Source organism: Sulfurospirillum sp. MES (assembly GCF_000789415.1).
Classification (GTDB): domain Bacteria; phylum Campylobacterota; class Campylobacteria; order Campylobacterales; family Sulfurospirillaceae; genus Sulfurospirillum; species Sulfurospirillum cavolei.
Genome location: NZ_JSEC01000005.1, coordinates 1 through 26,945, shown reverse-complemented (window position 1 = coordinate 26,945; position 26,945 = coordinate 1). Strand labels below are relative to the sequence as shown.

The following is a 26,945-nucleotide window of genomic DNA, read 5'->3' as shown; positions in this document are numbered from 1 at the left end:
TTCTTTTTAGTCTTCAAAACACTTTTTAATCAACGTAGCACTCTCAGGCTTTGTCATCAAAGAGACAACCACCGCGGTCAGTGCCGAAAGTGGCAGAGCGATCATCATCGCATCGACAAAGATGATTTTGCCGCTTAAGAGCGAATCCACCCCAAAAAGCATTTTTGCAACACCTAGCTGTTTGGCTTCTTGAAAGTGCACAAACAACAACCAAAACGTCGTTACCACCGTTCCTACAATCATCGAAGCGATGGCTCCTTTTTTGGTCATGCGTTTCCAAAAAAGCCCACCAAAATAGGTCGGTAAAAAGATGCTCGCACACAACGCAAAGAAAATCGCCGTACTGCGTGCGATGATGGCAGGTTGTTTGTCAAACACATAGGCTAAAGAGACCGAGATCACGATCATGACGATGATACCTACGCGCGTAATGAGCAGAGAATTGGGATTGTTCTTGCCCGCAAGCTGTTCAAAAACATCACGGCCAATCGCCGTTCCCATCGCATGAAATTGACTTGAAAGCGTACTCATCGCCGCTGAAATTAGGGCAAATAAAAAGATAAACGCAAACCATTTAGGCATCGCGGCGTTGATAAAATGAGGAATCACCTTTCCGATACCACCCGTGCTTTGAAGTGCGTTTTTGCCCTCGTTAAACTCATAATACCACACGTTCGTAACCGAACCCACCAGATAGATAATACCCGTCATCGCGATGATAAAAACGCCACCGATCAAAACAGCGCGGTTCAACTCATTTTTGCTTTTTACGGTCATAAAACGCACTACCAACTGCGGTTGCGCCAAAACACCTACACCCACGCCCATCGCAATGGTCGTGATGATAAAAAGCCATCCCTCGGAGAGAAAAACGGGCATCTTATTCCAGCCTTGAAATCCCCAGTTCATCGAGAGTTTCATCAAAAAATCAGGACTTCCCGCGGCGAGCTCTTTGATATTTACATGTAAAAGCGGTGCGACGGTTTTATCCCACACCATATCGAGTTTTGAAAGACCCGCGTCCATACCACCAACGGCATCAAAGACCATCACCATCAAGATGATCATCGCCACGAACATAATGACCCCTTGAAGCGCATCGGTTAACATAACCCCTTTTAATCCGCCTGCTAATACATAGCCCGTTACAATCACCGACATGACTAAAAGTGCGATATGGTAATCAACATGAAAATACGCCACTAAAAATTCCGTCCCGCCGATGAGCACCGCTGAAGTGTACAACGGCATAAAAACCGTGATTAAAATACCGCCAAATACCTGAATAAACTTAGAATTAAAACGTCGTCCTAAGAGTTCAGGAAAAGTGTGTGCATTAAGACGAATGCCCATTTTTCGCGTTGGATTGCCCAGAAAAACAAACGCGATAAAGACGCCGATGAAGATGTTACAAAAGGTTAACCACAACAGCGAATTACCCAGCCACGCCGCCACGCCGCCAAATCCCACGATCGCCGCGGTGGAGATAAAGGTTGCTCCGTAACTCAGTGCCATGACAAACGGGTGCGTATCTCCTCCAGCGATGAGATAATCCGCCGAACTTTTGGTCTGTTTGTAGCCCACATAGCCTAAGTATGCCAGTACCGCGAGATAGACGATAATGACGATATTTTCGATCAGATTCATCCCAAATCCTTCGTCATTTTCGCTTCGTCTTTTTCCCAAGACTTGGTGTTTAGCACCTTCTCTTCTTTGTCTTTATTCCAGTTGATGACACCGTAAATCACGCACAAAAGTGCGCTCGCATTCATCAGCCAAAATGCCGCTCCAATCCCTAGATCAAATGTATTCATGCCCGTCTCTCCTTTTAATGTTCCTTAAAGTAATATAAAATACTTTAATGAAACTTTAGTCGTAGTATTAATAGATTCAAAAAAAGAGTGAGGTTTCAAATTTGCCCACTTTACATGTAAGGATTTAGAGAAAATTCCTTAGATAAGTAACTTATAATCTTAGTTTCAATACCCTGTAAGACACTACACAATTCGTACTGGAGCGCCGCGACGATGAAACAGATTTTGATGGGAAATGAAGCGATTGCCTTAGGGCTCATTCATGCGGGTGTCGATATGATTTCAGGGTATCCTGGAACACCCTCAAGCGAGATTTTGGGAAACTTTCAAAAGTTTCGCGACAAAAACAAACTGAATGCCTACGCACAATGGGCGACCAACGAAAAAGTGGGCTTTGAAGTCGCCTACGCAGGCGCCATTTCGGGCAAACGCACCTGTGCGACGATGAAACAAGTCGGACTCAATGTCGCGAGTGACGCGCTGATGAGCGCTTCCTACATCGGGCTCAAAGGTGCGATGCTCTTGGTCTCCTGTGATGACCCTGGCTTTTACTCTTCTCAAACCGAGCAAGACAGTCGAAGTTTTGCCAAGTTTGCAAAAATCCCCGTGCTTGATCCTGCCACACCGCAAGAAGCGTACGATATGGTCAAACTTGGCTCTGAGCTATCGCACCACTTTGAATCCGTGGTGATGCTTCGCCCTGTGATGCGCGTGAGCCACGCCAGAGAGATTTGCGATGTGGATGATACTTTACATGTAAAGGCAAATCAAGGCAATTTTGAGCGCAACATTCCACGCTGGGGTGCTGTTCCTCCTGCTGGAAGATTTAGACAAGGTCTCGAGCAAATTGATCGTTTAGAAGCAATTAAAATGTGGAACTGGGATCATTTGATTAAACCTAAAACCCATGCACTCAAAGGGGAAAGTGTTCTCTGCCTTACCAGTGGAACGGGAGATGGTTATGTGAGAGAAGCCATGGGTGAATTAGAGATCAAAGCAGATATTTTAAAACTCGATATGCCCTACCCGCTTCCCAAAGAAAAGCTCGAAGCACTCTTTGTCGATTACGATAAAATCATTGTTTTTGAAGAGAGTTTTCCCTGTATTGAAGAGCAGTTGAGCTCTCCAAAATTGTACGGAAAATTGACAAAACATGTGCACCAAATTGATGAATTTTCCAAAGATAAAGTCCTTGCTGCCTTTGCAAAAGCAGACATCATAGCACCAAGTCATGCATATCAAAGTGAAAAGTACGATAAAGAGCTTCCTAAGCGACCACCGAATATGTGTCCAGGCTGTCCACACCGTGATGTACACTACGCCATTACCAAAGTCTTTAAAAAGAAAAAATCGATCTATACTTCTGACATCGGCTGTTACACACTAGGGCTTAATCAAGCGGCAATTGATACCATTTTATGTATGGGAGCAAGCATCTCGATGGCGAGTGGTTTTAGCATTTCAGACCCTGATAAAACCGTTGTTGCAACCATCGGCGATAGTACATTTATGCACTCAGGTGTTGCACCACTCATTAATGCCGCTTACCAAAATCATAAATTTATTCTGGTTATTTTGGACAACTCTACCACTGCGATGACGGGTCGTCAAACCACACCTGAACGCACCAATCCTAACCAAATCGACATCAAACGCATCATTGAAGGGTGTGGTATTGCATGTCACGAATACGTTTATGAGCAAGACCTGAATAAAACCGTTGGCTTTATGAAATCACTCCAAGAAGCCTACAAAACAGCTACTTCACCCGTCGTTGCCGTCGTACGTGAATTTTGTGTCCTTGATAAAGACAATGCCATCGGGCGCCTTGGTAATGTCATGGTTGAAGTTGATGAGAACAAATGTGTCGCCTGTGATTCGTGTATTACCAACTACAAATGCCCACCAATGCACTATAACGATGCCGGTAAAATGGAAATTGATCCATTTTTATGTGCAGGATGTGGTTCATGCCTTGATGTGGTCTGCCCTACCGATGCGTTTGTGAAAAAAGAGGAGAAGTAATCATGAAATATCAAATCGTTATCGCAGGTATCGGCGGACAAGGTGCGGTCTTTTTGGTCAAAGTGCTTAGCATCGCCTCAGCCCTTGCAGGTCAAAAATGTTTAGGTACGGAAAACCACGGCATGAGCCAACGAGGAGGCTCCGTTTCCTGCTACGTCAAAATCGGCGACTTTTACGCCCCCGCGATTGATGAAGGACAAGCCGACCTTTTGATCGCGCTTGAGGGTAATGAAGCGCTTCGCAATATCCAATACCTAAGCAAAGACAAAGGTGTCATCGTTGTGAATGCGCCCAAAAGTTTTCCCACAGTCGACTTTGAAACCCACAGCATCGACGCGTTTAAAAAAGCCAAAGCGAAAGCATTTCCCATCGATGCGCTCAATGTCTACATGCTCGGTGTCACCCTCGCTTTAGATTCACGCTTTCCGTTTACATGTAAAGAGATCGAAGAAGCTATAACCGCGATGAATGCGAAAGTTGCGGAGAAAAATATCGCTGTGCTACACCTTGGCATCAACGATGCAAAGGCAAAGAGATGATCTGGTCAAAAGAAGAGACATTCCCACGTCATAAACTAAGCGAGCTTCAAACCGAACGCCTCAAAGAGACCGTCGCGCGTGTTTACGCCAATGTACCGTTTTATCAGAGAAAATTTGCAGAACTGGGCATCACGCCTGAAGATATTACCTCCATCGACGACATCGCAAAATTGCCGTTTACGAAAAAGCAAGATTTGCGCGACAACTATCCTTTTGGGCTTTTTGCGGTCAAAAAAGATGCGGTCGTGCGCGTGCACAGCAGTAGCGGAACGACGGGAAAACCCACCGTTGTTGGATACACCAAGGCTGATCTTGATACATGGAACGAAGTGATGGCGCGCGTCTTTACGATGGCGGGCGTCACAAGCGAAGACACCTCTCACAATGCGTACGGCTACGGTCTTTTCACAGGCGGTCTAGGACTTCACTACGGCGCTGAAACCGTTGGTGCTACTGTTGTGCCAAGCAGTGGCGGTTTTACCTCACGCCAACTGATGCTGATGAAAGACTTTGAAGCAACCGTTTTGACCTCTACGCCCTCCTTTGCGCTTCACATGGCAGAAGCGGCGGTCGCAGAGGGCTACGACATAAAAAAAGATTTCAAACTCAAATGCGGCATCTTTGGAGCTGAACCTACAAGCCTTGGGCTTAAAGAAGAAGTCGCAAAGGTTTGGGGCATCCACTACTGTGAGATTTACGGACTCTCCGAGATCATTGGACCAGGTGTGTCGTCAAACTGTTTTGAGAGCAAAGATTTGCACGTCTTTGAAGACCATTTTTACCCCGAAATTATCGACCCTAAAACATTGGAAGTCTTGCCGTATGGCGAAAAAGGCGAACTGGTCATCACAAGCCTTACCAAACAAGCCTTCCCGATCATTCGCTACCGAACGGGCGACATCACCTCGTTGGATAGAACCCCATGCAAGTGTGGCAGAACGCATGTACGCATGAAAAGTGTCATGGGTCGCGTGGATGACATGCTCATCGTCAACGGTGTCAACGTCTTCCCATCGCAAGTCGAGCACGTGCTTTCCAACATCGAGGGCATCACGCTCAATTATCAAATCATCGCCGATAAAAAAGGCTACCTTGATAAACTAGAGATCATGGTGGAAGTGACTGAAAATATGCCACTGGATAGCATCGGCCAACTGGAAAGCTTGAAAAAGAAGATCCAGCACGAACTGCTCAATAACCTCTACATCAACGCCGAGATCAAACTCGTAGAGCCCAGGACCATAGAGCGCAGTGTCGGCAAAGCCGTCCGCGTCATCGACAAAAGGAGTCTGTAATGAAATGTAACATTAAACAATTAACGATTTTTTTAGAAAACAAGGCGGGTGAGCTCTCGGTGCTGACCAACGTGCTTTCCAAAAATGGCATCTCGATCAAGTCGATTTTGCTCGCGGATTCAACCGATTTTGGTTTGGTGCGCACCATCGTCGACAATCCTGAAAAAGCTAAAACCGTCCTTGAAGATGAGGGCTTTAGCGTGCGTTTCACCGATGTGTTTGGCGTGAAGATCGAAGACGTTGTGGGAAGCTTCGACCAAGCTGTGGGCGCGCTTTCACGGGCGGGCATCAACATTCTCTACACATACAGCTTTTACGAAGCCTATACGGGCATTTTCATTTTCAGTGTCGATAAAGACCGATTTGACGACGCGATTGTTGCACTTCAAGCTCAAAATATTGAGATTGTTCAAGCCAAACACTTTTACATGTAAAACCTTACATGTAAAAAATCAAGGAACGCATTATGACCTTTAGTAAAAACGAAAGTTTGTGCAAAGACGAGCTTCAAGCGTGGCAACTCAAACACCTCAAAGAGACCCTGCTTCGCGTCTACCATTTGGTGCCGTTTTACAAAAAAAAGTTTGATGAACACGGTGTTTTGCCGCAAGACATTAAAACTCTTGAGGACATCGCCAAGCTACCTTTCACCAAAAAACATGACCTTAGAGACAACTACCCTTTTGGCATGTTCTCGGTCGATATGGATCAGATAGTGCGCATTCACAGCTCCAGCGGAACGACGGGAAAACCGACCGTCGTGGGCTACACCGAGCACGACATGGACATCTGGGCAGAAGTGATGGGTAGAGCGTTTACAATGGGTGGCGTGACGTGTCAAGACATCATGCAAAACTCGCATGGGTACGGGCTTTTCACGGGCGGGCTTGGCTTTCACAACGCGGCTGAGCGCATGAAGATCGCCGTCATTCCTAGCTCTACAGGTTTTACCTCTCGCCAACTTTTGCTCCTCAAAGATTTCGGAGCAACCGTACTCACCGCCACGCCCTCTTTCGCGCTTCATATGGCAGAAGTCGCAAAGGCTGAGGGCTATGACATCGCAAAAGACTTTAAACTACGTGTGGGATTTTTCGGAGCAGAGCCAACGAGCGAGGGGCTTAAAAATGAGATCGCGCACATTTGGGGCATTGATTACCACGAGATTTACGGACTCTCCGAGATCATCGGACCGGGCGTGGCGTGTAACTGCAAGCACTCAAACTTACTTCACATTCACGAAGACCATTTCTACCCCGAGATCATCGACCCTAAAACGGGAGAAGTTTTACCAGAGGGCACACGTGGTGAGCTTGTCATCACGACACTGACCAAACAAGGATTGCCGATCATTCGTTACCGAACGGGCGACATCACCTCTCTCACGCGCATTCCATGTCGTTGTGGCAGAACCATCGGACGCATCGAGAGCATCGTCGGACGCAGTGACGATATGCTCCTCATCAACGGTGTCAACGTCTTCCCATCGCAAATCGAACACGTACTTTCCAAACAAGAGGGCATCACGCTCAACTACCAAATCATCGCCGATAAAAAAGGCTACCTCGATAAACTCGAGATCGATGTGGAACTCGACGAGCATCTCATCAGCGATGATGTCAGCTACCTCGGAAACCTCAAAAAAGAGCTTCAACACGCCCTTTTAAACAATCTCTACATCAACGTCGAAGTCAAACTCGTCGCACCAAAATCCTTGCAACGAAGTGAAGGAAAAGCCACACGCGTGGTGGATAAACGAGCGAAATAATTGTTTACATGTAAGGTGTCAAAGCCTTACATGTAACATTATGACTTGGATTTTTTAAGCATCTTCGCCGTTGTATCAATATAGGCTATAAAATCTTGCTCGACACGAGAGAGTTCATTTTTAGTTTTCTCTTTGTATTTTTCATACTCATCGTGCGCTTTTTGAGTAGCTTTATCATGGCTGATTTTTCCTGCATGTTCGAGTATATCTTTGCCCGTCATTTTCAAAAATTCATCAAGCCTTTTTATCCAATCACTCATATACATAGGCGTTTGACTCATCGCTTGGATTTCTGCCACTTCTATGTAAGCCGTTACCATTCGGTTCAAAAGATTGAGTTCATCTTCATTAAGATAATTTTTGGCGACACTGATGTCTTGCCTCGTCGGGTGTGTGCCTTTGAAATGCGTAAGCCCCATATGCGGCTTTGTGCTATCAACCCTTTCATAGACAAGTTCCGCCGCCGTGTTCCCGTGAACTGCCCAGTGCATTTTGTTTTGTACCGTTTGAAAAAAGAGGATGCTTTGCTCCGCTTTTGGGTCATAGTCTATACTGGTAGCGTAGATGTCAAGCACCTTGCGCCAAAAAATCTTCTCACTGCTTCGTATATCGCGGATACGTGCTAAAAGCTCTTCAAAGTAGTTACCCCCACCTGCACGTTTGAGTAACTCATCGTTCATCGTAAAACCTTTGACGATGTACTCTTTAAGCCTCTCCGTTGCCCACTGGCGAAACTTCGTACCCTGTAACGACTTCACACGATAGCCTACGGAGATGATGACGTCAAGGTTGTAAAAATGGGTCGGTTTGGTAGAAAAATCGGAATTTCCGATTTTTCTCATACTGACATCTTTGTCTAGCTCACCCTCTTCGTAAATATTTAAAATATGTTCATTGATAGTAGAACGGCTTTTTTGAAAAAGCTCCGCCATTTGCTCAATCGTAAGCCAAACCGTCTCATTTTCAAGTCTTGTTTCTATTTTAGTGTTGCCATCTTCGCTTTGGTAAATAAGGATATTTGATGTTGGTGTATCTTTGATCATTTTAAAATTACCTCATACCATTTATAAAATTCCGCATTTCTTTTATTGATTGCTGTAGTTGTTCGTTCGTAAATCTTGGATTATTAGTATTTTCAGGATGATGTATTTGATGTCTAATATATTCACTTATACTTATTTGTTGAGGACAAATAGCACCATCTCTTTTTATTTTATTGTAATTAACAAGTGTTTGACTAAGATTATAGTTAGCTAACTCTCCTTCACTCTCAATATAACTATATAGTTCATTATGGTATTCATCATTTGATTCACCAAAGGCTAAAAAGTTTACTTCATTTAACGAAGGATACGGTAGATTCGCTCTTTCAATATTTATAATTTCCTTGCTTGAACCATTAATAATAAGTTTTAAATGTTCAAAATCTAGCATTTTAACAATAGCTGGACTATGTGTTGTTAAAATTATTTGTGTATTGTCTGTACGCGATAAATCAATAAAGGCGTCAATCAATTTTCTTTGATGGCTAGGATGTTGTGAGGTTTCTGGTTCTTCAATAGCGTAAATAATACTTGGGACATGTAGTTCTCTTTGCCTTCTCTCAGCTTCTGCTCTAAAAAAATTTAACAAAACTAGCCTTTTAACACCACTTCCACGCTTATTTATTGGAATATCCTCATCTCCAGTAATTGACACACTTTTAAATACATCAGCCCATTTTAAACTTTCCGAAGTAGGAATAACTGGATTTAAGCTATTTGCAATTTCAGGATTCATTTCTTTTAATTTTTCAAGAGTTTTTGTTGCTACTTCTCTTAATTTTCTTTCAACTTCGATTGCAACTTGCTCTAAACTATTTTTCAAAGTCTCATCTTTTAAAATTTCTTGAACTGCTAATTTCATTGGGTTTTGAACTTCATCATCGCCATCACTATTTTTTCTATCTGATTGAAATAATGAATACAGTGGCAAATAGTTTTTCAACTGTTCCCAAATATTTTTTGCATCTTCTTTGGTTACATCAATCTCTATTTCTTCTAATTGTAAATCATCTATATAATAATTCCAAATTGATTTTCTTGCTACAGCACTTTTATTTTTATGTTCACATGTTATAGCATTGTCTTCTATAATTTTTTGTAAATCTTTGATTTTTTTCAAAAGCAAATCACTACAATTTGTATTTGTTGGATGATGAGCTTTAATGAAAACTTTTTCTTTTCCAGCATTAGAATATTTTTTTATAACTTCAAGTTGATGAGAACTATTTAAGAGATATTCATCTTGCAATGTAGTAGGATTTGTAGTATCAATAGTTAAAGAAGCTGGTAAATTCTCAAATACTACAGTAATTTTTATTTCTGTATTTTCTTCTTCTTTAGCTTGCTTATTGATATCTTCTTTATCAATTTTAACTGCACCTTTTCCATCATTGAAAAAAATATCTAAGGCTTCTAATATCGTTGATTTACCAATATCATTTTTACCAACGAACACAGTTAAGTCTGAAAAATCAATGACTATTTCATCTTTATAGCTTCTAAAATTTTCTAATTTGACTTTAACAATTTTCATTTCTTCTCCTATGTTCTATTGAGATATTTTTGTTAGTAAAAATTTTAATCTCATAGTCTACCACATCCCCACTAAGCCTTTTATCAAAACTCCTAGCTATAATACTCATAGCTTTTTCAAAAGGACTACCATGCTCAAAATAGCCGTTTCCGCCTGTTTACTGGGTGAGCCTATTCGTTACGATAAAACGGGTCAAAGAGATCGTTTCATTACCGACAAGCTTGGAAAATACGCTTCATTTATTCCGTTTTGCCCTGAGCATTTAGCGTTTGGAACGCCGCGTGAAACCATACGTATTGTGCTTGACAATGAGCATAAAAAGGTCATCACCGTTTTTTCCAAAAACGATGTCACAGAGGCAATGAATGAGGCGGTGGAGCATGAACTACGAAAGATTCAAAGTGAGCCGATTTGCGGTATTATTCTTAAGTCAAAATCGCCCAGTTGTGGGCTTGGGAGTACCAAGTATTATAGTGGTGCGATGAGCGAAGGGAAAAAAGATGGGCTTTTTGCGTTTACATGTAAAGAGCATTTTGTGGATTTTCCCATCGAAGAAGAGGCGCGTTTGATCGACCCTTGGCTTCGGGAAAACTTTGTGATGCAACTCTTTGCGTATGAAGATGCGATGAAACTTCAAAAGAACATCCAAACCATGCAAGAGCTTGTGAGTTTTCACACCGCATATAAGTTTCTACTGCAAAGCAAGCACGAAGCAAACTACCGCCTTTTGGGTAAGATCGTCGCCAACCATGCGAAAAAAAGCCTGCATGACGTGACGCATGACTACCTTGCGCTATTTAAAAAGACGATAGCACACAAAGGCTCGATTGGCAAAACGGTGAATGTACTTCAACACATGGTCGGCTTTTTCAAAAAAGAGTTAACGAGTGCCGAAAAGCAGGAGCTTCATCTACAAATCGAAGAGTTTCGCGATGAGATCGTTCCACTTATTGCCGTGATGAATACCGTCGAATTTTTGGCGAAGAAGTACAACACGACCTACCTTCTAGGGCAGAAGTTTTTAAACCCCTACCCTAAAGACTTAGCGCTCCGCTCCGTGATTCAAGAGGGAAAATAATCATGAAAAAATTACTCTGGTTTAGACGCGATTTGCGCATTGAGGACTCGATGCTTTTGACGACAAAAGGCGAAGTTTTACCGCTGTTTATTTTCGATACGAACCTTTTAAACATACTGGAAGCAAACGACCGTAGGGTTTCGTTTATTTTTGAACGGGTGCTAAAACTCAAAGCCGACCTTAAAGCGATCGGACTCGATTTAGCCCTTTTTTACGGCACGCCTTTGGAGGTGTTTACCTACCTTAAAACGCTCGGATTTGAAGAAGTTTACGCCGCCGTCGATTACGATGCGTACGCCAAAGAGCGCGATCACGCTATCTCCTCGATTCTTCACTTTCACGCACTCAACGACTGCTACTTGTTTGAACCCAACGAAGTGCTCAAAAAAGACGGCTCGCCTTACCTTGTTTTTACCCCTTATTATAAGGCTTGCAAGCAGCTTTACACACAATTTCACGCATTAAAATACGTAAAAGCCGATCAAAGCCTTGCAAACTACGACTACGACGTGCTTTGGAGCATTCAAAACGGCATTCAAAAACCTTTACATGTCAAGCTTGAAAGTCTTGGATTTGCGTCTTTACATGTCAACATTTTAGAGCCTCAAAAAGCACTCGAAATCTTTACATGTAAGATCGATGCGTACGAAGAGAAACGTGACTTTTTGGATGAGGACGCCACATCGCACCTAAGCGTACATCTACGTTTCGGCACGATCTCGATTCGCGAAGTCGTGCGTTATTTGGTTGCGTTGAAAAAAGAGGGGCATCAAACGGAACCATTTTTCAGGCAGTTAATCTTTCGCGAATTTTACGCTTACTTGCTTTACCATTTTCCCAAACTGGCATGGGAAAATTACAAATATTCCCCGCCCGTTTCCAATGACGAAGAGGCGTATGAGCGATTTATCTTAGCTCAAACGGGCTATCCGCTTGTTGATGCGGCAATCACGGAGCTTCTAAAAACGGGCTTGATGCACAACCGCGCACGTATGATCGTCGGCTCGTTTTTTACCAAACATTTGATGTTGCCGTGGCAAAAGGGCGAAGCATTTTTCGCCAAGCATCTTTTGGATTACGACGCGAGTGCGAATGTGCTTTCGTGGCAGTGGTGTGCGGGAACGGGGATCGATCCACAACCCTATTTTCGCATCTTCAACCCCTACGCCCAATCGTTGAAATTTGATAAAGAAGCCCGCTACATCAAACGTTATCTTCCGCTTTTGCGTAACGTATCTTCTGCTTCTTTGCACAACGAAGCGTATCTGCTGCATCAAGCTATTTCAGGCTATCCTAAGCCCATCATTGCGCACGAAAGTGCTCGAAAACGTTTTTTAGCATCCTTCGACTAAACTAATTACATACCAAAAGTATCGTAAGGGTAATGAAAGTTTTGAATGACTATAATTTTTACGCCACACTATAAGGAGACATTATGCTACAAAACGAGTTTTCAAAAGCTATGGACTTTCGTCATGCATGCAAACTTTTTGACGAAAACAAAAAAATATCTGATGAAAATCTGCGCTTTATCATGGAAGCCGCACACAATTCGCCCTCTTCTTTCGGAATGGAGCCTTGGAAATTTCTCGTCATCAAAAACGAGTCGCTTAAAGCCAAACTTCGCCCGTTTTGCTGGGATCAGCCGCAAATTACGACATGTTCGCATTTGGTCGTCATTCTAGCCGCCATTGACGCCGTCAAAGTAGAAAGCGGTATTCCGATGAAACGTTTCGCACGACGCGATATGCCGCAAGAAAAAAAAGACTTTTACATCAATCTTTATGCCAACCACCTCAAAGAGACGCTAAGCTCTGATACCAAGGTCTACGCATGGACGGCACGTCAATGCTACATTGCGCTAGGAAACATGATGACCGCGGCGGCGTATCTCGGTATCGATTCGTGCCCGATCGAGGGATTTGAAAAAGAGAACCTTGAAAAAGCATTAGAGCTTGATACGAGCAAATACCAAGTCGCCATCGTCTTACCTTTGGGGTATCGCATCAACCCGCAACCCGCACACCTTCGCGTTCCTTACGATGAAATAGTCGAGATCATCGAATAACATCATCAACGCGTCTCTTGCGATTACGCCCAAGAGACGCCCTCTTCTTCTCTCTTTTTCATTTCATTTTGAAATATTTCAGCCTTTACATGTAAAAAAATCGTACCATGCTCGCATGAAACTAACCACCGAAGATAAACTCTCCCTCTTAGCAGGCAGTGCCAAGTACGATGTCTCATGCTCTTCCAGCGGCAGTGAGAACAACTACAAAACAGGCGAGCTCGGTTGTGCGCACACCAGCGGCATTTGCCACAGTTTTACCAGCGATGGCAGGTGTGTTTCGCTTTTGAAAGTCCTGCTTACCAATGTCTGCATTTACGACTGTGCCTACTGCATCAACCGTGTAAGCAATGACACTCCAAGAACCGCATTTACACCTCGAGAACTGGCAGACCTGACCATCAATTTTTACAAACGAAACTACATTGAAGGACTTTTTCTAAGCTCAGGCATCATTAAAAACGAAGACCATACGATGAGCTTACTGCTTCAAACCTTGCGTATTTTGCGCCACGAGTACCGCTTTAACGGCTACATTCATGTTAAGCTCATTCCTGGGTCGTCCAAAGAGCTTATCGAAGAAGCGACCCTTTTGGCGCATCGTGTGAGCTCCAACATCGAGCTTCCAAGCTCCAAAAGCCTTGCTCTTTTAGCACCCGATAAAACCAAAGAGACACTTCTTTCCCCGCTCAAACATGCGCGAAACATCACTTTAGAGCGAAGCAGTAAGCCTATCTCCATGAGCACCCAGATGATTATCGGCGCGACAAGCGAGAGTGATTTTGAGATACTCAAACTCTCCTCATCGCTGTACCAAAAAGCATTGTTGAAACGGGTCTACTACTCCGCGTATATTGCGGTGAACACCCATAAATATCTCCCCGTTCCAGAGCTTTCCAAGCCGCCGTTACTTCGTGAGCACAGACTGTATCAGGCGGATTGGTTGTTGCGTTTTTACGGGTTTAGCTACGATGAGATTTTGAGTGAAAACCAAAACCTTGACATTCAGTTTGACCCGAAAACCTTTTGGGCACTCTCCAATTTGCACCTTTTCCCCATCGACGTCAACCGTGCGCCCAAAGAAGTTTTGGTTCGCATTCCAGGCATTGGCATCAGAGGGACTTTGAAAATTTTGCAAGCAAGGCGCTTTAAACAGCTCAGTTTTGAGGACTTAACACAGCTTAAAATTTCGCTCAAAAAGGCGCGCTATTTCATCGTTGCGGGTAAGGATTTTTACCGAAGTACCAGTCTTTACGAGGAGAAGATCAAGCTTGCGCTTATTCATCAAGGAGAGAACATCATCCAACCGAGCCTTTTTGATGCGTCTATTTATACAGGAGAGCTGTGATGATCTTGTTGTACGATGGCACTTTTGAGGGTTTTTTGTCTTTGGTGTATGAGGTCTATTATGAGAAGTTACATGTAAACGCCATTGTCAAAAAACTCCCTGAAACACTTCTGTTTGAGCGCTTTCATGAAGTCTTTAGCGATGAAGCCAAAGCGCGCAAAGTCTTAGAGGCGATCATCAAGCACTTCACTAAAGAGCACCAACGCACCATTTTCAATATTTTTTTATGCGACACGAGGGAGCATGAAATGGCGCTTTTAGAGTACATTCGCATCGGGTTTAAAAACCAAAAAGAGCTACAAAACATCAACAACCCCAACCTTTTTTACATCCAAACGCTTGAAAAAGAGTTGTTGAGTTTGGTGCATAAGATGTACGGCTTTACCCGCTTTGAGGAATTAGAAGATGGTACGCTCTATGCCAAGATAGAGACAAAGTTCAACATAGTGCCCTTTTTAGGCGATCACTTTTGCAAACGTTTGGGAAACATCCCTTTTATCATTCACGACGTTAAACGCTCCCTCGCTTTTGTGAAAAATGACGAAATACGAGAAATACGTTCTATTGCCACTTTTGATGCCCCAACCTTTTCAAGCGAAGAGGAACATTTTAAAGCGTTATGGAAGAGCTTTTTTAAAGCCGCGGCAGTGCAAGAGCGGTTCAATCCCAAGCTTCAGAAAAGCTGGGTTCCGCTTTTATATCGTACTTACATGTACGAATTTGACGCGTAAACGCTTGGCAGTAAACCAAACGTTTACGCATCTTGTTTATAACTCCGAAGTCTCTTTTTCAAAGGCTTGCTTATCGAAGCCGCCGCCTAAGGCTTTATAGAGCGAAATGCCGGAACTAATCAACGATTGTTTGGTTTGCACCAAACTTAATTGAGCCGCAAGATAGTTTCGTTTAGCATCCAGCAAACTCAAATAGTCGCTGTATCCTTGCTCGTATTGTCGCTTCGTAAGAACGTACACTTGCGAAACGCTGTCCAAATACGCCTTTTGATGCTCTAACTGTTGCGTCAACGTGTGGCGTGAATTTAATGCGTCATACGTATCTTGAAACGCTTGTTGCACCGTTTTAGCATAATTGATCTCGGCTAGCTCTTTGTTTGCTTTAGCACTTTCCACATTGGCGGAAGTTTTCCCCATGTTAAAAAGCGGTGTCGCTAAACTGCCGCCGAAACTGTGCATCGCCGATTGCGATTGGAAAAGGTTGGAAAGCTGCGTGCTTTCAAAGCCAAGCGCACCGGAGAGGCTAATGCTCGGAAAATACGCTGCTCTAGCTACGCCGATGTTGGCATTGGCGGCTTTGAGTTGCTCTTCGGCTTGAAGAATATCGGGACGCTTTTGCAAAAGCGATGAAGGTAAATCGGCGGGGACGACGATATCGTTCGGCAATTTACGATTCAACGTTTCGTGTGCGAACTCGGCAATGGCACGAGGCGATTTCCCGACCAATACGGCCAAAGCACTTTGTTGTAACGCAATCGATTGCGCTAGGGCGTCTTGGTTAATGCGCGCGCTATCAAGCGAAGCTTGTTCTTGTAAAAGCGTTGCCTTGGTAATCGCACCCGCAACGTATTGCGCTTGGTAACGTTTGAGACTCTCTTCTCTGGTTTGAATCGTCTCTTTGACGATATCGTACTGCTCGTATAAACTTAAAAGCGTAAAATAGCTATCGGCAACGCTAGCCGCCAATGCGATTTTAACCGTCTCTTTTGCCGCATATGTCGCTAATAAAGTTGCTCGTGCGGAAGCTTCGGCTTCTTTGTATTTACCCCAAAGATCCACTTCGTAACTGAGTACGGCACTCAACGAAAAATCGTTGTAAGTATTATGCGCTTTGGAACTAAACGTCTCGGAACTCGTTCGAGTACGCTTACCCGAACCCTCGATATCGACGCTTGGATAACGATCGGACGTGCTAAGCGACAACGAAGCGCGCGCCAAAGAGATATTTGCCATTGCGCTTTGCAAGTCGTAATTGTTTTTCAATGCCTCCTCGATTAACGCAGAAAGCTTCTCGTCACGGTAGTTGTTCCACCATGACGCGTCAAAGGAGGATACCGCTTGCACGCTATCTTTGCGGTAAGCATCGGGCATAGCTTGTTCGGGGACTTTCAAGTCGGGAGAAAGCGAACATCCGCTCATCATAATGACCGCCAGTGCGGCGATATAGGTATTACGCGTCATGGCTCTCTCCTTTTTTCATAAATTTTTCGTTCAATTTTGCCAACCAATTGTAAAAAAGCGGTACAAAGAAAATCGCAATCGTCGTTGCCGCAATCATACCGCCGATAACGCCCGTACCGATTGCGTGACGACTTCCCGCACCTGCACCTGAGCTAATAGCAAGCGGTAAAACACCGATCGTAAAGGCTAAAGACGTCATGACGATCGGACGGAAACGAAGACGTGCCGCCTCAAGCGTCGCATCTAAGATCGATTTGCCTTTTTCTTGTGCTTGCATCGCAAACTCAACGATCAAGATCGCATTTTTTGCCGAAAGTCCGATCAGTACCAATAAGCCGATTTGGAAATAGATGTCGTTACTGAGCCCTCGCAAATAAACCGCCGCAATCGCACCGAATACCGCAAACGGAACGGCGGTAACAACGGCTAGAGGCATCAACCATCGCTCGTACTGCGCCGCCAAAATCAAGAAGATAAAGACGATACCGAATAAAAAGGCTTGCGAACCGCTTCCTTCCATCTCTTTTTCCTGATACGACGTTCCCGCCCATGCGGTTGCGTAACCTTGAGGAGCAACTTCATTTACGACTTCTTCGATCGCTTTAATCGCATCGCCGGAAGTGTATCCCGGTTTGGGCTCGCCGACGATTTTCGCCGCGGCAAAGATATTGAAACGGTCCACGACGTCCGGACCGACAATACGATCAAAACTCACCAACGCACTAATAGGGATTAATTTTCCCGAACTGGATTTCACAAAAACGTATTTTAAATCTTCCGGTTTTTCTCGGTAATTGACTTCCGATTGAACGTTGACCTGATACGTACGACCGAACAAGTTAAAGTCGTTAACATAGTACGAGCCGAATGTCGATTGAAGTGTTTTAAAAACATCTTTAATCGAAACGCCTAGTGCCTTGGCTTTTTCGCGATCAAGCGTAATTTTATACTGAGGTACCGTCGTATCAAACGTACTACGCACCATTGTCAATTCCGGTCTTTGACGCGCTTTTGCGACGATTTGGTTGACAATCTCCCCTAGCGAATCCAATGAACCGCCGGTACGATCTTGTAAATACATCTCAAAGCCGCCCGAGATACTAAGTCCCATAATCGGCGGAGGATTCAAGGCAAAGATCGTCGCTTCGGGAATTTGAAAAAATGCTCCGGTTAACGAGCCGCTCAATGCTTGAGAGTTTTGGTTTGGACTTTTACGTTCACTCCAGTCCTTCAAGTCGATAAAAGAGGTCAACGCATTGGTTTTAACCGCACCGCTGATAATATCAAAACCGGAGATTACGATACTATAACGAATGTCGTTCACGGAATTCATGATCTTGCTCATATTAGCACCGACTTCTTGCGTACGAGGAAGCGACGATGCGGGAGGTAAGGACGCCGAAGCGATCAAAAAGCCTTTATCTTCCAAGGGAACGAGACTAGAAGGTACTTTTTGAAAAAGCCCGTAGGTGAGACCCATGAGTCCAAAAAACAACATTATGCTGATAAAACCGTGCTTAACGACTAAGCCCACGCCTTTGGTAAACCAATCGGTCGAAAGGTCAAAAAATTGATTAAATTTTTTAACGAACCAAAAAGGCTGCGGCTCTTTTTTCTTAAGAAAAATCGCACATAAAGCAGGGGTAAGCGTTAAGGCAACCATCCCGGAAATGATGACGGAAATAACGATTGTAATCGCAAATTGTTGATACATCGCTCCGGTAAAACCGCCCATAAACGATACGGGAATAAATACGGCGCACAGAACCAAAACAATCGCGATAACCGGACCCGTGACTTCTTGCATCGCTTCAATCGTTGCGTCTTTAACGCTAATGTCTTTTCGCGAATGCAAAATTCTTTCAACGTTTTCAATGACGATGATCGCGTCGTCAACGACGATACCGATCGCAAGAACCAAGCCAAAAAGCGTCAAAAGATTGATCGAAAAACCAAGCGCATACATACCGGCAAACGAACCGATGATGGAAACGGGAATCGCCAACACCGGAATAATCGTCGCACGCATATTTTGCAAGAAAAGATACACAATCACGACGACCAATAAAAGAGCTTCGATCAGCGTTTTAATGACCTCTTTGACGGAAACTTGGATAAACGTCGTCGTATCGTAAGGAATACGATACTCGATGTTTTCGGGAAACGCTTTAGAAATCTTTTCCATTGCGGCATCGACTTTTTGAGACGTCGCTAACGCATTTGCACCCGATTGCAAATAAATACCGATAGGAACCATCGTTTGACCGTTTAACATCGCGGTAACGTCGTACGACTCGGCACCGAGTTCGATACGCGCAACGTCTTTTAAGCGAAGGCTTGATCCGTCTTTATTGGATTTTAAAATAATATTTTCAAACTCTTCAACCTTGTCAAAACGCCCTTGCGTCGTAACCGTATAGGTATACGCTTGAGAGGTCTGAGACGGGGACTGGTTAAACTTTCCGCTTGCAAATTGTGAATTTTGCTCGGAAATTGCGTTGATAACTTCCGTAGGCGTTAAATTGTACTTGGCCAATTGATCCGGCTGCATCCAAATGCGCATCGAATAGTCTTGATTTCCGAACAATGAAGCATCACCCACGCCGGGGATCCTCTTCAATTCGTCAATGACGTTCACCAGCGCGTAATTGGCCATGTAAATACGATCATAGCTATTATTCGGCGAAATAATCGAGATAACTTTCAAAATCGTCGAAGACTTTTTACGTACCGTAACGCCTTGAGCCTGCACTTCGCTCGGAAGACTGCTCAACGCTGCTTGAACACGGTTATTGACGTTAATCGTCGCCATATCCGGATCGGTTCCGATTTTAAAATAGACATTGATCGTCAGCGATCCGTTGGACGAAGCGGTTGAGGACATGTAAATCATATCTTCGACACCGTTGATTTGTTGTTCGATCGGAGCGGCAACCGTCTTCGCAATCGTTTCGGCACTCGCTCCGACATAGGTTGCACTGACGCTCACTTGCGGCGGCGTCACTTCAGGGTACTCTTCGATCGGCAGACCTTTAATACCCATCAAACCCGCAATAATCACAACAATCGAAAGAACGGTTGCGAAAATAGGTCTGTTGATAAAAAATTTGGAAAACATACCTTATTCCTTTGTTTGGGCAACGTTAATAGGAGCACCGGGACGCAATTTGGTCAAATTATTCGTAATGACCGTGTCGCCTACAGTTAACCCGCTTTCGATAATATACGTATCGTTATGCACCGTTCCGGCTTTAACGGGAAGCTTATGCGCTTTGCCCTCTTTTACGATATAGACGTAAGAACCCGTTGCATCTTGTAAAAGTGCTTTTTGAGGAATACTGATCGCATCTTTATAAACCAACCCTCCCACGTTAACGCGCACGAATAGTCCCGGAATCAAAATATGATTTGGATTGGAAAACGTCGCTCTGGCTTTAATCGTAGAGGTTTCGGCATCTACCGAATTATCGAGAAAATCAAGCGTTCCCTCTTTCGCATACGCCGATCCGTCCGGCGTCAAAAGATGCACGGGAAGTTTTGCTTGTGCAATGCTGTTCCAATTTCCCGTTCCCATTACGTATCGTTTTTTGAGCAATTCAATATCGGGAAGCGAAAACTCGACATAAATAGGATCAATCTGCGTGATCGTCGTCAGGGTCATCGTATCGCTGTTAGACCCGACGTAACTTCCGATATCTTGAGTATTCAGACTTGTCATGCCCGAAATCGGTGCTTTGACTTTCGTGTAATTAAAATCGATGGTCGCTTTTTTAAGTGCCGCTTGCGATGCTTTGAGTGAAGCGATGGCTGATTCGTATGCCGATAAAGCACTGTCGCGTTCTTTTTGAGAAACGGCGTCTTGCGCAAATAAAGTTTTAATACGTTCCCAATCGCGCGTCGCTTGTTTTAACGTGGCTTCTTTGACGCCCACGTCCGCTGCCGCTTCTTGCATCAACGCTTCGTAACGCTCAAAATCGATTTGATAAAGCATTTCGCCGGCTTTCACGAAATTTCCTTCCGTAAAATACTTTTTCTCCAAAATACCGCTTACCCTGGCAACGACATTAATTTGTTGAATACTCTTAATCTTAGCGGGATACTCTAGCGAGACCGGAACGTCGCTTGCGACAACTTTATACGTTGCGACGGATAAAGGCGGCATCGCTTGTGCGACTGCGGTTTTTTGTTCCGAACCGCTGCATCCGCTCATCCAAAAAGTTCCCAATGTTGCGATTAAGGCATACGTTGCATACTGTAAAGACATCTTTGTGTTTCTCATATGTTTTACTCCGTTGTTTAGTGTAATGTATATTACATTACATTTTGTGGCGAATTATATCCCCAAAATGTTAACAAGTCAAGCTTAGGATCGTTGCAATCCTTTGACAAAAATGCTCACGACTTGACGCAACGCTCTTTCTTGTTTTTCGGGTGAAATGTCGATTTTCGCACCGACGAGTCTTTCGAATATAAAAGGGTCTTTCAATGCATGTAAAAATTGTTCCGCACATAAAAGCGTATCCTCAACGTCGATCCTTCCTTCTTTCTTCTCGCGGTCAAGATAGTCGCTAATCACTGTTTTAGGGCGCATCATAACTTTTTGCATGACTTGCTCGCTGAAAGGAAGATCGTCCAAATAACCGACCGAAACGATCAGACGATGAAATAAAACGGCATCGTTTTCAATCACTACGCGTAAAAATTCATAACCGATCATCGTTAAAAACGCTTCCAAACGCCCCTCGTAGCCTTGGCTCATTTTGGACCATTCGCCGAATAACTCTTGTGATTTTGCCTCAAGAGCCGCAATGAACAATTGCTCTTTATTGCCGAAATGCTTATAAAGCGTCGCCAAAGAACCGCCGGCGACTTTAACGATATCGCACATACTTACGTTTTTATACCCTTTTTCAAGAAACAAACGATACGCAACATCAACGATTTTCGTACAGCGTGATTCGGCTTTCGTGCTTAATTGTTTAAAAAAAGAGTTAAAAAAGCAACATCCTTCTTTATTCATTCCTTTGCACCTCCTTGCACGGTTTTTCAAAATTATACAGTTTTATTGGCTTGAAACAAAAACTTAGCGTATGAACTAAGGAATATTGTTATATTATTCACGAAATTATGTAAATTTTTTTGCATTTTTACCGATAGTATTTTTTAGCAATTAATATTGAATCAGTTTGGAGCAAAAGGTATGGATTTAACCGTCATCTTAGGCATGTTGCTTGCCGTTACGTCGATCTCCGTAGGCGATCTTTTAGAGGGCGGCAATCCCGTTCACGTTTTACATTTTACCTCCTTTTTGATCGTGGTTCCAACCGCTATGGCATCGGCAATGACGGGTACGACCCAAGAAAACGTTAAAGCCGCTTTTAAAGAATTTAAACTCGTTTTTAAGAAATCCCCTATCGATCTTCACGCACGCATCAAGCAAATCGTCGATTTTGCCATTATCGCCAGACGCGACGGTATTTTGGCGTTAGAATCGCATGCCAACCAAATGGAAGACGAGTTTTTCAAAAAAGGCTTAAGCATGGCGGTTGACGGTACGGAAGCGCACGAAATCGAAGAGACGCTGGAAATTATGATCGAACAAACCGAAGAGTATTACCACGGTGCGGCGCACTACTGGCTTCTTGCCGGTGAGACCTGCCCCGTTATGGGACTCGTCGGTGCCGTTTTGGGTTTGATCCTTGCGCTTCAAAAACTCGATAACCCCGCCGAAATGGCGGCAGGTATCGCGGGCGCGTTTACCGCAACGGTTACGGGTATTGCGGGTGCTTACATGTTCTTAGGCCCTTGGGGAAATAAGCTCAAAGGAAAATCACACGATTTTATCAAAGAAAAACATGTCATTTTAGCCGGTATTTTAGGCATTTCGCACGGCGACAATCCGAGAACTTTAGAGATGAAACTTCTCAATTACCTCTCTCCGCTTGAAGAGAAGAAAAGTCAATTCGATAAATAAGGAAACTTCGTGGGTAAAAAATGTAAAAAGTTAGAATGCCCCGCCGGTGAAAAATGGGCCGTTCCTTATGCCGACTTTCTTAGCCTTCTCTTAGCACTTTTTATCGCACTTTACGCGCTTGCTTCCGTCAACAGCGAAAAGATGAAAGCCCTCAAAGAAGAGTTTGTTAAAATTTACGATTATAGTGCCAAACCCGAAGAAGCCAATCCCGTTATTCGCTTAAACGCCAAAGCCGGCGATGCGGCAAAAGATAAAGACAAAGGCAACGCAGGGGGCGTATCGACGCAACTGGATGAAATTGCCAAATTGGCCGAAATGATTGAAAAAATGAATATCGGCGAAGGCTCTTTGGAACAAAAAATCGACGGCGCAATGCTCAAATTACCCACAAAGATGTTATTTGCTCCGGGCTCCGCCGACATTACCAACAGTGATTCGATGCTCTTCTTAAAACGCGTTTCGGATATTATCTCGATGTTACCTAAAAACGTCGACGTCGTCGTGAAGGGCTACACCGACAATACGCCCGTACCGAGCGGCAGTAAGTTTCAAGACAATTTAGAGCTCTCAAGCGCGCGCGCCAATGCCGTCATTCGCGTTTTAATTAAAAACGGTATTGCTCGCGATCGCCTGAGCTCCGCCGGATACGGCGATACCAAACCTGTTGCGAGCAACGATACGCAAGAAGGTCGAGAAAAGAACGGTCGCGTCGAGTTTACGATGCGCATCTCAGGTCCCGATAATTCCGCCAAAAAAGAGTCTATCCTCGATACGCTCAATACCATCAATAAAAAAGCAGAATAGTTTCGACTATTTTGCTTCATCTCTAACACGAACGAGCTTTTATGATTCAAGTCAGTCATTTGTATAAACATTTCGGCGAACAAAGCCTTTTTGAAGATATTAATTTTAGTTTAGGAAGCGGCTATAAAGTCGGCTTCGTCGGGCGAAACGGTTCAGGAAAATCCACGCTTTTTAAAATACTTTTGGACGAAGAAGAAGCCGACGCCGGCGATATTTTGATTCCGAAAAACTATACTGTTGGAACGCTTCGCCAACATATCCTCTTTACGCATCATAGCGTTCGCGAAGAGTGTGCTTCCGCACTCAAGCACGAGGAAGCCTTTGACGTGTATAAAATCGAAAAGCTGCTTTTCGGATTAGGCTTTGCGCAAGACGATTTGGACAAAGACCCGATGAGCTTTTCCGGCGGTTATCAAATTCGCCTTAACCTTGTCAAACTTCTTGCCGCCGATCCTAACATGTTATTGTTGGACGAGCCGACCAACTACCTTGACATCGTCTCGATGCGTTGGCTTAAAAATTTTCTCAAAGAGTTTAAAGGCGAGCTGATACTTATTACCCACGATCGCGATTTCATGGACGCGGTTTGTACGCATACGATGGGACTCAGGCGTCGATCGCTCAAAGTGATCGAAGGCAATACGCACAAATACTACGCCAAACTGGAAGAAGACGATGAATATTACCTCAAAACCAAAGCCAATTTAGACAAAAAACGTGCCGAATTGGAAGATTTTATTACGCGGCAAAAAGCCAAAGCTTCTAAAGCCGTCATGGCGCAAAGCAAAGCAAAACAACTCGATAAAATGGGCGAAATGGAAGATTTGGAAGCGGAGAGCAGCCTTGCTTTTACGTTTAATTACAAAAAAACGCCGGCGAAAATTATGTTGGAAGCGCACAATCTTACGTTCGGATACGATGCTGCAAAACCGCTTTTCAACAACCTTTCGTTTAAACTCGAAAAAGGAAAATGCTTAGCGATTATCGGTAAAAACGGCAAGGGAAAATCCACGCTCCTCAACCTTTTAGCGGGGGAATTAAACCCTCAAGAAGGCTCGCTGTATTTTCATCCGGAAACGACGCATGCGCATTTCGGGCAAACCAATATCCAAAGGCTTAATCTTAAAAATACGATCATCGACGAAATCTACGAAACAGACCCGCTTCTTGGAATTACGCGCGTACGTTCGATTTGCGGAGCGATGATGTTTAGCGGTAAACTTGCCGAAAAAGAGATAGCGATTCTCTCCGGAGGCGAACGAAGCCGCGTTATGCTCGGTAAAATTATCGCAACGCCCGCCAACCTTCTTTTCTTGGACGAACCCACGAACCATCTTGACATGTACTCCATCGATGCTCTTTGTGAAGCGATTAAAAGCTTTGAAGGATCAACTGTTTTGGTCACGCACTCCGAGGCGATGCTTCGAGCATTAGCCGATACCTTGATTATTTTTCATCACGATAAAGCGGAGTTTTTTGACGGAAACTACGATACGTTTTTAGAAAAAATCGGATGGGAAGAAGAGCTTGACGACACGCCTAAAAAAGCCGTATCGAGTGATTATAACGAGATCAAAAAACGACGCACCAAGCTGATTCAAGAGCGAAGTAACGCCCTATCGCCTCTGAAAAAAGAGATCGAGCGTTTGGAACATAGAATTATCGCGCTTGAGGAGCGCATCAAAAACACTAACGAAGCCCTTGTCGTCTGTTCGTCAAGCACTAACGATTTGTCGGAATTGCAACGTCTTAGCAAAATGATTAAAATCGACGAAGAAGAGCTTGAAAAACTTTTCGAAACGTTTGAATCGTTACATGTACGTCACGATTCGCTCTTTGAAGCCTATGAAATTCAATTGAAAAACATTGAAAATTAGTGTAAAATTGCCAAAAAAGCAAAGGTACACACGATGCAAAATTTAAAAGAACTCCTTTTGGAAAACGGTTGCTCGCCGGAGTTTATCATTGATGCTATGCGCTATGAGCATCTTTTTAAAGGAGACGTCGACGCCTTTCTCGATACCGTCGAAGATATTTTGATGAACGAAGAAGATTACGATGAAGAAGCCCTAGACGATGAGGACGATTTTGATGAAGAGGAAGACGACCCTATTTATCAAAGCGAGTACAATTACGAGGGCAACGAAGACGATATCTATTTTGAAGACGAAGACGGCGAAGAGGCCTTTGAAGACGACGAAGAAGAGGAATAATCCTCTTTTTCACACCTCGATATGAAATCCTTGCTCGATGTAAGGATACTCTACTTTGATTTTTTTCTCACGTATCGGCAATAATGTATGACAACTTGCATGAATAAAATAGCCCTTTTGCGGCTCGATTCGGCGGATCAATGCCGCGGCGGTTTGAGGCGTACAATGTTTTTTAGACAACATCCCGTCACTATAGCACGCATCGATAAAAAGATGGTCGATCTTTTGAGCGTGTAAAAACGCAAGCATCGTTTCTTCGATGTCGCCGCAATCGGTCAAATACGCCGCCGTTTTCGTTGCGGTACGAATCACATATCCCAAAGTCGGCTTCGAGTGTACAAGCGCAACCGCCGTCATCGTGATACCTTGAATTTCAACGCTTTGTAAAGGGTTTAACACACGGTACTCCAAAGAATCTTTGCGCACCAATAAATCCCCGAAACCGTCGGCATCGTCGGGTATATAGCACGGAATGGTCGTAACGGATTTACGAAGACGCATCAGCCCCAAACAATGATCGGCATGAAAGTGCGTTAAAAAGACGGCACGAATCGTAACGGTATTGAATCGATCCATGAGTGCATCGTATCCGGCGTCAAATAAAATCACGCTTCCGTCGTCTAAGGTGAGATAAGCCGACGTGGAACGATTGCTGATTCCTTTTTCCCGCGCCTCTTGACAAACCTTACATGTACATTGATGAAGCGGAATACCGCCCGTGTCCGAAGTTCCTAGAAATTCAAATTTCACGCATTCCCTTTAAAAAAGATGTGAAATTATACACGAAAAAGAGGATGCGAGCTTCATACTTTGCGTATGAAGCTCGAAGAATTATCGAAACTGCCCTAACTTAGAATTGAGATTTTCCGCTAACTTAGAGAGATGATCCGCCGCAGAGGCGATCTCTTCGACGCTTCTGGCGTTTTCACTCGTAATCGCGTTGATATTGGTGACAAGATCAACGATCTTATCGGTATCTTTAGCAATCTTATGAGAATTATCGGCACTCACGCTTACCGATGCTACGCTTTCGTTCATAACCGAGGTCGTAGAGATAATGGTATTTTCGACATTGGTTGAAACCGAAGCTAGATGACGAATGTTTTGAGCATTTTTACTCATCTTATCCGAAGAGTTAACGATGGATTGAACGATGACGTTAATCGTTGCGTTAATCTCGGTTAGAGACGATTGGGTACGTTCGGCAAGTTTACGTACTTCATCGGCAACCACCGCAAAGCCTCTTCCGTGTT

At 43.9% G+C, this 26,945-nt stretch carries 24 protein-coding genes; 14 read left to right on the top strand and 10 right to left on the bottom strand.

All coding sequences use genetic code 11. The features are described 5' to 3' along the window. Positions 1-6: 6 nt before the first annotated feature. Both OA34_RS08480 and OA34_RS13695 read right to left on the bottom strand, forming a co-directional pair. Positions 7-1,647 (bottom strand): sodium:solute symporter family protein, encoded by a 1,641-nt coding sequence (locus tag OA34_RS08480; RefSeq protein WP_039674383.1) that lies wholly within the window; start codon positions 1,645-1,647, stop codon positions 7-9. Beyond that, the gene (locus OA34_RS13695; RefSeq protein WP_197051073.1) at positions 1,644-1,814 is read right to left on the bottom strand and encodes a symporter small accessory protein; all 171 of its coding nucleotides are present in this window, start codon (positions 1,812-1,814) and stop codon (positions 1,644-1,646) included. The genes OA34_RS08480 and OA34_RS13695 overlap by 4 nt, the downstream gene beginning before the upstream one ends. A gap of 213 nt (positions 1,815-2,027) precedes the next feature. On the opposite strand from OA34_RS13695, the gene OA34_RS08475 reads away from it, so the two are divergent. From OA34_RS08475 to OA34_RS08455, 5 genes are read left to right on the top strand one after another with little or no spacing between them, the layout of a single operon-like run. Then, positions 2,028-3,839 carry a thiamine pyrophosphate-dependent enzyme gene (locus tag OA34_RS08475; RefSeq protein ID WP_039674381.1) on the top strand — a complete coding sequence of 604 codons (1,812 nt, stop codon included), beginning with the start codon at positions 2,028-2,030 and terminating at the stop codon, positions 3,837-3,839. Positions 3,840-3,841: 2 nt separating this feature from the next. After that, a complete protein-coding gene (locus OA34_RS08470; protein ID WP_039674379.1) occupies positions 3,842-4,378 on the top strand; it encodes a 2-oxoacid:acceptor oxidoreductase family protein in 537 nt (178 codons plus the stop codon). Next, positions 4,375-5,673: a phenylacetate--CoA ligase family protein gene (locus tag OA34_RS08465; RefSeq protein ID WP_286682938.1), complete on the top strand. Its 1,299-nt coding sequence runs from the start codon at positions 4,375-4,377 to the stop codon at positions 5,671-5,673. Before OA34_RS08470 ends, OA34_RS08465 begins: the two co-directional genes overlap by 4 nt. Next, positions 5,673-6,107: an ACT domain-containing protein gene (locus OA34_RS08460; protein ID WP_039674377.1), complete on the top strand. Its 435-nt coding sequence runs from the start codon at positions 5,673-5,675 to the stop codon at positions 6,105-6,107. The genes OA34_RS08465 and OA34_RS08460 overlap by 1 nt, the downstream gene beginning before the upstream one ends. A gap of 32 nt (positions 6,108-6,139) precedes the next feature. Continuing rightward, a complete protein-coding gene (locus tag OA34_RS08455; protein WP_039674375.1) occupies positions 6,140-7,438 on the top strand; it encodes a phenylacetate--CoA ligase family protein in 1,299 nt (432 codons plus the stop codon). Positions 7,439-7,476: 38 nt separating this feature from the next. On the opposite strand, the gene OA34_RS08450 is transcribed toward OA34_RS08455, so the two are convergent. After that, on the bottom strand, positions 7,477-8,481 hold the full coding sequence (locus tag OA34_RS08450) for a virulence RhuM family protein (protein ID WP_039674372.1): 1,005 nt from the start codon (positions 8,479-8,481) through the stop codon (positions 7,477-7,479). 7 nt (positions 8,482-8,488) lie between these two features. After that, positions 8,489-10,015 (bottom strand): ATP-binding protein, encoded by a 1,527-nt coding sequence (locus tag OA34_RS08445; protein WP_039674370.1) that lies wholly within the window; start codon positions 10,013-10,015, stop codon positions 8,489-8,491. Between the two features lie 130 nt (positions 10,016-10,145). Between OA34_RS08445 and OA34_RS08440 the strand changes: the two genes are divergently transcribed. The 5 genes from OA34_RS08440 (at position 10,146) to OA34_RS08420 (ending at position 15,240) form a co-directional block, all read left to right on the top strand. Beyond that, positions 10,146-11,093: a YbgA family protein gene (locus OA34_RS08440; protein ID WP_039674368.1), complete on the top strand. Its 948-nt coding sequence runs from the start codon at positions 10,146-10,148 to the stop codon at positions 11,091-11,093. A gap of 2 nt (positions 11,094-11,095) precedes the next feature. Then, complete coding sequence (locus tag OA34_RS08435; protein WP_039674366.1) at positions 11,096-12,445, top strand: cryptochrome/photolyase family protein; 1,350 nt, start codon at positions 11,096-11,098, stop codon at positions 12,443-12,445. An 83-nt stretch (positions 12,446-12,528) separates the two neighbouring features. Then, a complete protein-coding gene (locus OA34_RS08430; protein WP_039674364.1) occupies positions 12,529-13,161 on the top strand; it encodes an NAD(P)H-dependent oxidoreductase in 633 nt (210 codons plus the stop codon). A gap of 115 nt (positions 13,162-13,276) precedes the next feature. Continuing rightward, complete coding sequence (locus OA34_RS08425; RefSeq protein ID WP_039674362.1) at positions 13,277-14,509, top strand: putative DNA modification/repair radical SAM protein; 1,233 nt, start codon at positions 13,277-13,279, stop codon at positions 14,507-14,509. Further along, entirely contained in the window at positions 14,509-15,240 is a 732-nt protein-coding gene (locus OA34_RS08420) for a TIGR03915 family putative DNA repair protein (RefSeq protein WP_039674360.1), read from the top strand. Before OA34_RS08425 ends, OA34_RS08420 begins: the two co-directional genes overlap by 1 nt. A 36-nt stretch (positions 15,241-15,276) precedes the next feature. On the opposite strand, the gene OA34_RS08415 is transcribed toward OA34_RS08420, so the two are convergent. The 4 genes from OA34_RS08415 to OA34_RS08400 form a co-directional block, all read right to left on the bottom strand. Further along, complete coding sequence (locus tag OA34_RS08415; protein WP_039674359.1) at positions 15,277-16,701, bottom strand: efflux transporter outer membrane subunit; 1,425 nt, start codon at positions 16,699-16,701, stop codon at positions 15,277-15,279. Beyond that, positions 16,691-19,819 carry an efflux RND transporter permease subunit gene (locus OA34_RS08410; protein ID WP_039674357.1) on the bottom strand — a complete coding sequence of 1,043 codons (3,129 nt, stop codon included), beginning with the start codon at positions 19,817-19,819 and terminating at the stop codon, positions 16,691-16,693. The genes OA34_RS08415 and OA34_RS08410 overlap by 11 nt, the downstream gene beginning before the upstream one ends. Positions 19,820-19,822: 3 nt before the next feature. Next, on the bottom strand, positions 19,823-20,980 hold the full coding sequence (locus tag OA34_RS08405) for an efflux RND transporter periplasmic adaptor subunit (RefSeq protein ID WP_039674356.1): 1,158 nt from the start codon (positions 20,978-20,980) through the stop codon (positions 19,823-19,825). Between the two features lie 84 nt (positions 20,981-21,064). Beyond that, the gene (locus OA34_RS08400; protein ID WP_039674354.1) at positions 21,065-21,721 is read right to left on the bottom strand and encodes a TetR/AcrR family transcriptional regulator; all 657 of its coding nucleotides are present in this window, start codon (positions 21,719-21,721) and stop codon (positions 21,065-21,067) included. 180 nt (positions 21,722-21,901) lie between these two features. Here OA34_RS08400 and motA point away from each other — a divergent pair, with 180 nt between their 5' ends. From motA to OA34_RS08380, 4 genes are read left to right on the top strand one after another with little or no spacing between them, the layout of a single operon-like run. Beyond that, on the top strand, positions 21,902-22,675 hold the full coding sequence (gene motA / locus OA34_RS08395) for a flagellar motor stator protein MotA (RefSeq protein WP_039674352.1): 774 nt from the start codon (positions 21,902-21,904) through the stop codon (positions 22,673-22,675). A 9-nt stretch (positions 22,676-22,684) separates the two neighbouring features. Further along, positions 22,685-23,479 (top strand): flagellar motor protein MotB, encoded by a 795-nt coding sequence (gene motB, locus OA34_RS08390; RefSeq protein WP_039674350.1) that lies wholly within the window; start codon positions 22,685-22,687, stop codon positions 23,477-23,479. A gap of 41 nt (positions 23,480-23,520) precedes the next feature. Then, entirely contained in the window at positions 23,521-25,356 is a 1,836-nt protein-coding gene (locus OA34_RS08385; RefSeq protein ID WP_039674348.1) for an ABC-F family ATP-binding cassette domain-containing protein, read from the top strand. Positions 25,357-25,389: 33 nt separating this feature from the next. After that, complete coding sequence (locus OA34_RS08380; protein WP_039674346.1) at positions 25,390-25,692, top strand: hypothetical protein; 303 nt, start codon at positions 25,390-25,392, stop codon at positions 25,690-25,692. Between the two features lie 9 nt (positions 25,693-25,701). On the opposite strand, the gene OA34_RS08375 is transcribed toward OA34_RS08380, so the two are convergent. Then, entirely contained in the window at positions 25,702-26,442 is a 741-nt protein-coding gene (locus OA34_RS08375; protein ID WP_039674344.1) for an MBL fold metallo-hydrolase, read from the bottom strand. A gap of 81 nt (positions 26,443-26,523) precedes the next feature. Then, positions 26,524-26,945, bottom strand: a 422-nt coding sequence (locus OA34_RS08370) for a methyl-accepting chemotaxis protein (protein WP_039674342.1), incomplete at its 5' end; no start/stop codon positions are given.

Excerpts from the sequence above, each read along its gene's own strand:
- OA34_RS08470 (WP_039674379.1), top strand. The coding sequence starts at position 3,842 with ATGAAATATCAAATCGTTATCGCAGGTATCGGCGGACAAGGTGCGGTC.
- OA34_RS08440 (WP_039674368.1), top strand. The coding sequence starts at position 10,146 with ATGCTCAAAATAGCCGTTTCCGCCTGTTTACTGGGTGAGCCTATTCGT.
- OA34_RS13695 (WP_197051073.1), bottom strand. The coding sequence starts at position 1,814 with ATGAATACATTTGATCTAGGGATTGGAGCGGCATTTTGGCTGATGAAT.
- OA34_RS08380 (WP_039674346.1), top strand. The coding sequence starts at position 25,390 with ATGCAAAATTTAAAAGAACTCCTTTTGGAAAACGGTTGCTCGCCGGAG.
- OA34_RS08465 (WP_286682938.1), top strand. The coding sequence starts at position 4,375 with ATGATCTGGTCAAAAGAAGAGACATTCCCACGTCATAAACTAAGCGAG.
- OA34_RS08405 (WP_039674356.1), bottom strand. The coding sequence starts at position 20,980 with ATGAGAAACACAAAGATGTCTTTACAGTATGCAACGTATGCCTTAATC.
- OA34_RS08475 (WP_039674381.1), top strand. The coding sequence starts at position 2,028 with ATGAAACAGATTTTGATGGGAAATGAAGCGATTGCCTTAGGGCTCATT.
- OA34_RS08400 (WP_039674354.1), bottom strand. The coding sequence starts at position 21,721 with ATGAATAAAGAAGGATGTTGCTTTTTTAACTCTTTTTTTAAACAATTA.
- motA (WP_039674352.1), top strand. The coding sequence starts at position 21,902 with ATGGATTTAACCGTCATCTTAGGCATGTTGCTTGCCGTTACGTCGATC.
- OA34_RS08420 (WP_039674360.1), top strand. The coding sequence starts at position 14,509 with ATGATCTTGTTGTACGATGGCACTTTTGAGGGTTTTTTGTCTTTGGTG.
- OA34_RS08430 (WP_039674364.1), top strand. The coding sequence starts at position 12,529 with ATGCTACAAAACGAGTTTTCAAAAGCTATGGACTTTCGTCATGCATGC.
- OA34_RS08385 (WP_039674348.1), top strand. The coding sequence starts at position 23,521 with ATGATTCAAGTCAGTCATTTGTATAAACATTTCGGCGAACAAAGCCTT.
- OA34_RS08455 (WP_039674375.1), top strand. The coding sequence starts at position 6,140 with ATGACCTTTAGTAAAAACGAAAGTTTGTGCAAAGACGAGCTTCAAGCG.
- OA34_RS08480 (WP_039674383.1), bottom strand. The coding sequence starts at position 1,647 with ATGAATCTGATCGAAAATATCGTCATTATCGTCTATCTCGCGGTACTG.
- OA34_RS08460 (WP_039674377.1), top strand. The coding sequence starts at position 5,673 with ATGAAATGTAACATTAAACAATTAACGATTTTTTTAGAAAACAAGGCG.
- OA34_RS08450 (WP_039674372.1), bottom strand. The coding sequence starts at position 8,481 with ATGATCAAAGATACACCAACATCAAATATCCTTATTTACCAAAGCGAA.
- OA34_RS08415 (WP_039674359.1), bottom strand. The coding sequence starts at position 16,701 with ATGACGCGTAATACCTATATCGCCGCACTGGCGGTCATTATGATGAGC.
- OA34_RS08425 (WP_039674362.1), top strand. The coding sequence starts at position 13,277 with ATGAAACTAACCACCGAAGATAAACTCTCCCTCTTAGCAGGCAGTGCC.
- OA34_RS08435 (WP_039674366.1), top strand. The coding sequence starts at position 11,096 with ATGAAAAAATTACTCTGGTTTAGACGCGATTTGCGCATTGAGGACTCG.
- OA34_RS08410 (WP_039674357.1), bottom strand. The coding sequence starts at position 19,819 with ATGTTTTCCAAATTTTTTATCAACAGACCTATTTTCGCAACCGTTCTT.
- OA34_RS08445 (WP_039674370.1), bottom strand. The coding sequence starts at position 10,015 with ATGAAAATTGTTAAAGTCAAATTAGAAAATTTTAGAAGCTATAAAGAT.